Origin of the sequence: Lactobacillus nasalidis, from assembly GCF_016587775.1 — a bacterium.
In the GTDB taxonomy this organism is placed as follows: Bacteria; Bacillota; Bacilli; order Lactobacillales; family Lactobacillaceae; genus Lactobacillus; species Lactobacillus nasalidis.
Genome location: NZ_BOCG01000616.1, coordinates 1 through 8,718 on the forward strand (window position 1 = coordinate 1; position 8,718 = coordinate 8,718).

The window sequence follows — 8,718 nt, forward strand, 5'->3', positions numbered from 1 at the left end:
CAGCAGCCATTGTTGAATACAACAGCCACCTGCAGGTGGCCCAAGCAGCAGCGGCTACGTCACAGATTCAGACCTTGTCAAACACGAAGTACTTCAACAACAGTAGTTCTAGCTACAGTGAGAAGGATACCAGCACCAACACCAGCATCATCTACGGCAACCAGAGCTATTCATACTACACCGGTGACTACAGCGGCAGCGGTGCTAACGTAAGTCAGACCACGATTGGCTTTGACGCCAAGACGGGTAAGACGACCTACTTGATCGAAATCAACCCGGCCGGTACGGCCAGCGGCACGCAGAGTGTTACTATTTCTGGCTTGTCCGCCGGCTCAACGGTTAAGGTGTACAAGACGAGCTCAGCCTACTTGAAGACGCAAGATGTCAGCACGGTAGCTGATCAATTAAATGACCAGGACAACTTCAGTCAAGTGTCGGTTGACGGTGACGTCTCCAACGGACAAACCAGTTTCAGCGTGAATACTGACAAGACAACTGGCTACTGGTTCTTCACCAACACGGAATCCGGCTACTACTCATATGTAGCTGTAGTAGAAACTCAAGTTGATACGGCAACTGCCAGCGCAGTGACGACGACTGTTCAGCAAGATTACCAGACCGCAGACGTAACGACCACTTTTGACGCCAGCCAGTACCAGGCAGATAGTGAATCCATGTCGACTGAGGCTTCAGGGTCAATTGGAGAGAGTCTGTCAACTTCTGTTTCAGAACATGAATCTCAGTCCAAGTCAGTCAGCGAGGCTGCTTCAGAAAGCGAATCAACCAGTAAGTTCCTGTCTGAAAGCAGCAGCCAGTCAGTTTCTGCTGCGGAATCAGAAAGTACGGCCAACAGCCTGTCAGAGTCTGTCCGCTTGAGCACTTCGGCTTCTGAAAGCGAACGTGCTGAATCTGCCAGCTTGAGTACTTCAGCTTCTGAAAATGAACTTGCGAAAAAGGACGCGGAAGCCAGCTTGAGTCTGCAGGACCGGGATGCTTCACTTTTGGCAAGCAAGGAAGACGCGGAAGATGCTTCAGAAAGCGCCAGTGCGTCAACCAGCACCAGTTTGTCAGAACAAGAGGAAGCTTCCTTGTCAGCCAGTGCTTCAGAATCATTGTCTAAAGAAGAAGCCAGCTTGTCAGAAAGCACGTCAACCAGCGTTTCAGCAGTGGCTTCTGCCTCAGCCTTAGCTTCTGCTTCAACTTCACAGTCAATCAAGGCTTCACAAAGTACCAGCAGATCAAGAGCTGAGAACTACTCCTTGAGCGTTGCGGACTCCATGAGCACTTTGGCCAGCCAGACGGTAGCCAACAAGGGCTTCTTGCTGTACGAAATTAAGAATACGACTCTCGGCAGCGGCTTCTACAGCGCGAAAACTCTGTCAGACCTTAAAGGGTACATGAACTTGTCAACTGGGGTTATTACCTGGGAAGTAACTTACCAGCCAAAAGTCCAGTCAGGACAAGACGCATACTTTGGTTTCTTCGTAAACAGCATGTCTGGTTTGGAAAAAGCTGACAACATTACTGTTTACTCAGTTGCTACTGGCGCGGTGGTAGCGGCCTACAGCTCAAGCAGCAGCAACAACACGCTGTACAACGTCAACAACACTTTTACTACCAAGCAGCCGCTGGGCTTTAACGTTAACAGTTCCCACGTCGACGAAAGCAAATTCTATGGTCGTTACTACGGGGATGCTTATACGACTAGCAATAAGATTGATACATCAAGTGGCGTCGTAGTTACTTTTACTACTAAGATCCCAACTGAGAATTTGAGCGACTTCGCGTCAATCGTCAACAACGTCCTCGTTGAAGTTCAAGCAGACGAAAGTGCAAGTTCATCGGTTGTGCACGCTACTGGTGCTGAACGAAACTCTGGGCAAAATAACCTGGGTGCCATCATGGCGGGTTACAAGAACTCATACGTTAAGGATGGTTTTGATAACTCCAATAGTGAAGCCCAGTCTCAATCAGTCAGCCGGTCAACTTCTGAATCACAAAGCCAGTCAGAAGAAGCTGAACGCAGCAAGTCAGTTTCAACTAAGCAAAGTGAAGAAGACAGCCGCAGTGACAGGCGGTCCAAGTCATTGGATGAAAGCTCATCCGAATCGGCTTCAAGAAGCGAATCAGCATCCAAGTCAGCAGAAGAATCTGCTTCAATCAGCGAGTTTAAGAGTACGAGCAGATCACTTTCTAGAAGCGAATCTAGCGCCATGCGAGACTCAGTTTCCAACTCAATTTCAGAGAGCAAGTCCTTATCGACTTCATTGAGCGATTCTATCTCTAACTCTGAATCTGAAAGCATCAGTGAAGAAGCAAGCAAGAGTGAATCGGTCAGTGCAAGTGAATCTGCAAGTATTAGCCGGAGTGAGTACGAATCTACCAGCAGCTCACAGTCAGAAAGCCAGTCAAGAAGTATTGCTTCCGAATCTGACAGTGAAAAGAAGGAAAGAGACGCACAGAGCTTGAGCCAGCAGATTTCTGAAAGCGAAAGTGCTTCTAAGGCTAGTGAATCTACATCCAAGTCACTTAGTGAATCTACATCCAAGTCGCTTAGTGAATCTAAGTCAACTAGCTTGAGCCAATCGGTTTCAGCTTCTCAAAAATTAAGTGAATCTGTATCTGCTTCAAAGAGTGCGAGTGAATCAAAATCGTCCGCTCTCAGCCAAAGCCTGTCTACTGCGGTTAGCCAAAGCAAGTCGGCCAGCCAGAGCGTTTCAGCTTCTAAGTCAGCTTACTTGAGTGAATCTGCAAGCCTGTCAGGAAGCATAGCTGAATCAACCAGTACCAGTAGATCCGTCAGTGCTTCTGTCAGCCAGTCTAAGAGCAAGTCTGAATCTGAATCAGCAAGTACGTCACTGAGTGAAGAAATTTCTAAGGTTAAGTCTGAATACGAGTCTGACTCAACTAAGATTTCTGAACGTTTAAGTACGATTGAATCAGCTAGCTTGTCAACTGCAATTTCAAAGGGTACGATCAGCAGCGAAGAGGCTTCTAAGAAGCTTTCGGAAGCTGAAAGTAAATCGGTTTCGGTTTCTCAAAAGCTGAGTGAATCTACTAGTGAATCAATAAAGAACAGTGAATCTGTAAGTGCCTCAAAGAGTGCTAGCGAAAGCACGAGTAAATCTGCCGCCAGTGTAAGTTCTAGCGAAAGCACGAGTAAATCTGCCGCCAGTGTAAGTGCTAGCGAAAGCACGAGTAAATCCGCTGCCAGCGTAAGTGCTAGTGAAAGCACGAGTAAATCCGCTGCCAGTGTAAGTGCTAGCGAAAGCACGAGTAAATCCGCTGCCAGCGTAAGTGCTAGTGAAAGCACGAGTAAATCCGCTGCCAGTGTAAGTGCTAGTGAAAGCACGAGTAAATCCGCTGCCAGCGTAAGTGCTAGCGAAAGCACGAGTAAATCCGCTGCCAGCGTAAGTGCTAGCGAAAGCACGAGTAAATCCGCTGCCAGTGTAAGTTCTAGCGAAAGCACGAGTAAATCTGCCGCCAGTGTAAGTTCTAGCGAAAGCACGAGTAAATCCGCTGCCAGTGTAAGTTCTAGCGAAAGCACGAGTAAATCCGCTGCCAGCGTAAGTGATAGTATTAGCAGATCCGCCGAATCCGCTGCAAGCGTGAGCGCAAGTGAATCCGAATCAACTTCAGAAAGCGAATCAGAATCAGCTTCAGTGAGCGAGTCCGAGTCTGAGAGTGAATCAATCTCAACGAGCGAGTCCGAATCGACTTCTACTAGCGAATCAGACTCGACTTCAGTGAGCGAGTTCGAGTCTGAGAGTGAATCAATCTCAACGAGCGAGTCCGAATCGACTTCTACTAGCGAATCAGACTCGACTTCAGTGAGCGAGTCCGAGTCTGAGAGCGAATCGATCTCAACGAGCGAGTCCGAATCAACTTCGGAAAGCGAATCAGAATCAGCTTCAGTGAGCGAGTCCGAGTCTGAGAGTGAATCGATCTCAACGAGCGAGTCCGAATCAACTTCAGAAAGTGACTCAGAATCAGCTTCAGTGAGCGAGTCCGAGTCTGAGAGTGAATCGATCTCAACGAGCGAGTCCGAATCGACTTCTACTAGCGAATCAGAATCGACTTCAGTGAGCGAGTCCGAGTCTGAGAGTGAATCAATCTCAACTAGCGAGTCTGAATCGACTTCTACTAGCGAATCAGAATCGACTTCAGTGAGCGAGTCCGAGTCTGAGAGTGAATCGATCTCAACTAGCGAGTCCGAATCAACTTCGGAAAGCGAATCAGAATCAGCTTCAGTGAGCGAGTCCGAGTCTGAGAGTGAATCGATCTCAACGAGCGAGTCCGAATCAACTTCAGAAAGTGACTCAGAATCAGCTTCAGTGAGCGAGTCCGAGTCTGAGAGTGAATCGATCTCAACGAGTGAGTCCGAGTCAACTTCGGCAAGTGAATCCGAGTCCACTTCAACGAGTGAATCAGAATCCACTTCAACGAGTGAATCAGAATCCACTTCAGCAAGTGAATCAGAATCCACTTCAGTAAGCGAGTCCGAATCCACTTCGACAAGTGAATCCGAGTCCACTTCAACGAGCGAATCCGAGTCCACTTCAACGAGTGAGTCCGAGTCCACTTCAGCAAGTGAATCAGAATCCACTTCAACGAGTGAATCAGAATCAGAATCCACTTCAGAGAGTGAATCAGAATCCGAGTCAACTTCGGCAAGTGAATCCGAGTCCACTTCAACGAGTGAATCAGAATCAGAATCCACTTCAGAGAGTGAATCAGAATCCGAGTCCACTTCGGCAAGTGAATCCGAGTCCACTTCAACGAGTGAATCAGAATCAGAATCCACTTCAGAGAGTGAATCAGAATCCGAGTCCACTTCGGCAAGTGAATCCGAGTCCACTTCAGCAAGTGAATCAGAATCCACTTCAGTAAGCGAGTCCGAATCCGCTTCGACAAGTGAATCCGAGTCCACTTCAGCAAGCGAGTCGGAATCCACTTCAGCAAGTGAATCAGAATCCACTTCAGTAAGCGAGTCCGAATCCACTTCGACAAGTGAATCCGAGTCCACTTCAGCAAGCGAATCAGAATCCACTTCAACGAGTGAATCAGAATCAGAATCAACTTCAGAGAGTGAATCCGAGTCCACTTCAACGAGTGAGTCCGAGTCCACTTCAGCAAGCGAATCTGAATCCACTTCAGAGAGTGAATCAGAATCTGAATCCACTTCAGAGAGTGAATCAGAATCCGAGTCCACTTCAGCAAGCGAGTCGGAATCAACTTCGGCAAGTGAATCCGAGTCAACTTCAGTAAGCGAGTCCGAGTCCACTTCAACGAGCGAATCCGAGTCAACTTCAGCAAGTGAATCAGAATCCACTTCAACGAGCGAATCCGAGTCCACTTCAACGGGTGAGTCCGAATCAACTTCAACGAGCGAATCCGAGTCCACTTCAGCAAGCGAGTCGGAATCAACTTCGGCAAGTGAATCCGAGTCAACTTCAGTAAGCGAGTCCGAGTCCACTTCAACGAGCGAATCCGAGTCAACTTCAGCAAGCGAGTCGGAATCAACTTCGGCAAGTGAATCAGAGTCAACTTCAGTAAGCGAGTCCGAGTCCACTTCAGCAAGCGAGTCGGAATCAACTTCGGCAAGTGAATCAGAATCCACTTCAACGAGCGAGTCCGAGTCCACTTCAGCAAGCGAATCGGAATCCACTTCAGCAAGTGAATCAGAATCAACCTCAGTAAGCGAGTCCGAATCCACTTCGACAAGTGAATCCGAGTCCACTTCAACGAGCGAGTCCGAGTCCACTTCAGCAAGCGAATCGGAATCCACTTCAACGAGTGAATCAGAATCTGAATCAACTTCAGAGAGTGAATCAGAATCCGAGTCCACTTCGGCAAGTGAATCGGAATCCACTTCAACGAGCGAATCAGAATCCGAGTCCACTTCAGCAAGTGAATCAGAATCAACTTCAGAGAGCGAATCAGAGTCCACTTCAGCAAGTGAATCAGAATCAACGTCAGTGAGCGAATCCGAATCCGCATCAGAATCCGAGAGTGAATCAGTATCAATCAGCGAATCAGAATCCACTTCAGCAAGTGCATCTGAATCCACTTCAACGAGCGAATCCGAGTCAACTTCAACGAGTGAGTCCGAATCCACTTCAACGAGCGAATCTGAGTCCACTTCAGCAAGCGAGTCGGAATCAACTTCGGCAAGTGAATCAGAGTCAACTTCAGTAAGCGAGTCCGAGTCCACTTCAACGAGCGAATCCGAGTCCACTTCAGCAAGTGAATCAGAATCAACTTCAGAGAGCGAATCAGAATCAACGTCAGTAAGTGAATCAGAATCAACTTCCGCAAGTGAATCAGGTTCAACGAGCGCAAGCAGCTCCGAATCCACTTCAACGAGTGAGTCTGGTTCAACAAGCACAAGTGGTTCCGAATCCACTTCAACAAGTGCATCTGGCTCCACGAGCGTAAGTGGTTCCGAATCTACTTCAACAAGTGAATCTAGCTCAACGAGCATAAGTGGTTCCGAATCAACTTCCACGAGTGCATCTGGCTCCACGAGCGCAAGTGGTTCCGAATCAACTTCAGCAAGTGAATCTGGCTCAACGAGCGCAAGCAATTCTGAATCCACTTCAACAAGCACAAGTGGTTCCGAATCAGCTTCCTCCAGTGAGTCTGGCTCAACGAGCACCAGCGGCTCCGAATCAACTTCCTCCAGTGAGTCTGGCTCAACGAGCACAAGTGGCTCTGAATCTACTTCAACAAGTGAATCTAGCTCAATGAGCACAAGTGGTTCCGAATCCACTTCAGCAAGTGAATCTGGTTCAACGAGTGCAAGCGGCTCCGAATCAACCTCTGCAAGTGAGTCTGGCTCAACTAGTGCAAGCAATTCCGAATCCACTTCAACAAGCGTATCTGGTTCAACGAGCACCAGCGGTTCCGAATCCACTTCAACAAGTGAATCTAACTCAACGAGCACCAGCGGTTCCGAATCAGCTTCAGCAAGTGAATCTAACTCAACGAGTACCAGCGGTTCCGAATCAGCTTCAGCAAGTGAATCAGGTTCAACGAGCGCAAGCAACTCCGAATCCACTTCAACGAGTGAATCTAGTGCATCGGCAAGTGCATCTGAGTCAACTTCAACGAGTGAATCCAGTGCCTCCGCAAGCGCATCTGAGTCAACTTCAGTAAGTGAGTCAAGTGAGTCAGCGAGTGCATCCGAATCCACTTCAGCAAGTGAGTCCAGTGCCTCCACGAGCGCATCCGAATCCACTTCCACAAGTGAATCTAGTGCCTCCGCAAGCGCATCCGAATCCACTTCCACGAGTGAATCCAGTGCCTCCGCAAGCGTATCCGAATCTACTTCAACGAGTGAGTCCAGCGCCTCTGCAAGCGCATCTGAATCAACTTCCACGAGTGAGTCCAGTGCCTCCACGAGTGCATCCGAATCAACTTCAGCAAGTGAGTCCAGCGCCTCCGCAAGCGCATCCGAATCTACTTCAACGAGTGAGTCCAGTGCCTCCACGAGTGCATCCGAATCCACTTCAGCAAGTGAGTCCAGCGCCTCCGCAAGTGCATCCGAATCTACTTCAACAAGTGAGTCCAGCGCTTCCGCAAGTGCATCCGAATCCACTTCAACAAGTGAGTCCAGTGCCTCCACGAGTGCCTCAGAATCCACTTCCACGAGTGAATCTAGTGCGTCAGCGAGCGCATCCGAATCCACTTCCACGAGTGAATCCAGTGCGTCGGCAAGCGCATCAGAATCTACTTCCACGAGTGAATCTAGTGCATCAGCAAGCGTATCCGAATCCACTTCAGCAAGTGAGTCCAGCGCATCAGCAAGTTCATCCGAATCCACTTCCACGAGTGAATCTAGTGCATCAGCAAGCGCATCTGAATCCACTTCCACGAGTGAATCTAGCGCGTCAGCGAGCGCATCCGAATCTACTTCAGCAAGTGAGTCCAGTGCGTCAGCAAGCGCATCCGAATCAACTTCAGCAAGTGAATCCAGTGCCTCCGCAAGCGCATCCGAATCCACTTCCACGAGTGAGTCTAGCGCCTCCGCAAGCGCATCAGAATCAATTTCCACGAGTGAATCTAGTGCGTCAGCGAGCGCATCCGAATCAACTTCAGTAAGCGAATCCGGTTCAAGCTCCACGAGTGCATCTGAATCAACTTCATCAAGTGAATCAAGTTCAGGCTCCGCAAGCAGCTCTGAATCAGTTTCAACAAGTGCATCTGAATCAACTTCAACAAGTGAAACGAGTGCCTCCACGAGCAACTCAGAATCTACTTCGACAAGTTCATCCGGTTCAGCGTCCACGAGCGCATCCGAATCGACTTCAACGAGTGAATCTGGTTCAAGCTCCACGAGCGCATCCGAATCAACTTCAGTAAGTGAATCCGGTTCAAGCTCCACGAGTGCATCTGAATCAACTTCAACAAGTGAAACGAGCGCTTCCACGAGCAGCTCAGAATCTGCTTCAACGAGTGAATCCAACTCGGTTTCTGTCTCAACTAGCGAGAGCACGAGTACTAGTGAATCACTCAGTGCTAGCGTCTCTGTAAGCACTAGTGAATTTCAAAGCTTGAGTAGCTCCACGAGCACCAGTGAATCTTTAAGCACGTCAACTAGTCAAAGTCAATCCGCCGCTAATGTGCCGTCAGCCGTAATTACGCCAACGGCTAACACGGCAACTACTACGACGACAACTACGACGGCAGCCGGTACCACTGGTACAACTGGGACTA

3 protein-coding genes are annotated in these 8,718 nt (G+C 48.9%); all 3 read right to left on the reverse strand.

Annotation, left to right across the window (positions count from 1 at the left end; genetic code table 11):
- Positions 1 to 739: 739 nt before the first annotated feature.
- The 3 genes from lacNas_RS11550 to lacNas_RS11560 all read right to left on the reverse strand — a co-directional run bounded on the left by lacNas_RS11550 (position 740) and on the right by lacNas_RS11560 (position 8,539).
- A complete protein-coding gene (locus tag lacNas_RS11550) occupies positions 740 to 1,216 on the reverse strand; it encodes a hypothetical protein (protein ID WP_201346884.1) in 477 nt (158 codons plus the stop codon).
- Positions 1,217 to 1,966: 750 nt separating this feature from the next.
- Entirely contained in the window at positions 1,967 to 2,548 is a 582-nt protein-coding gene (locus lacNas_RS11555) for a hypothetical protein (protein ID WP_201346885.1), read from the reverse strand.
- Positions 2,549 to 3,037: 489 nt separating this feature from the next.
- Entirely contained in the window at positions 3,038 to 8,539 is a 5,502-nt protein-coding gene (locus tag lacNas_RS11560) for a hypothetical protein (RefSeq protein ID WP_201346886.1), read from the reverse strand.
- Positions 8,540 to 8,718 lie beyond the last annotated feature (179 nt).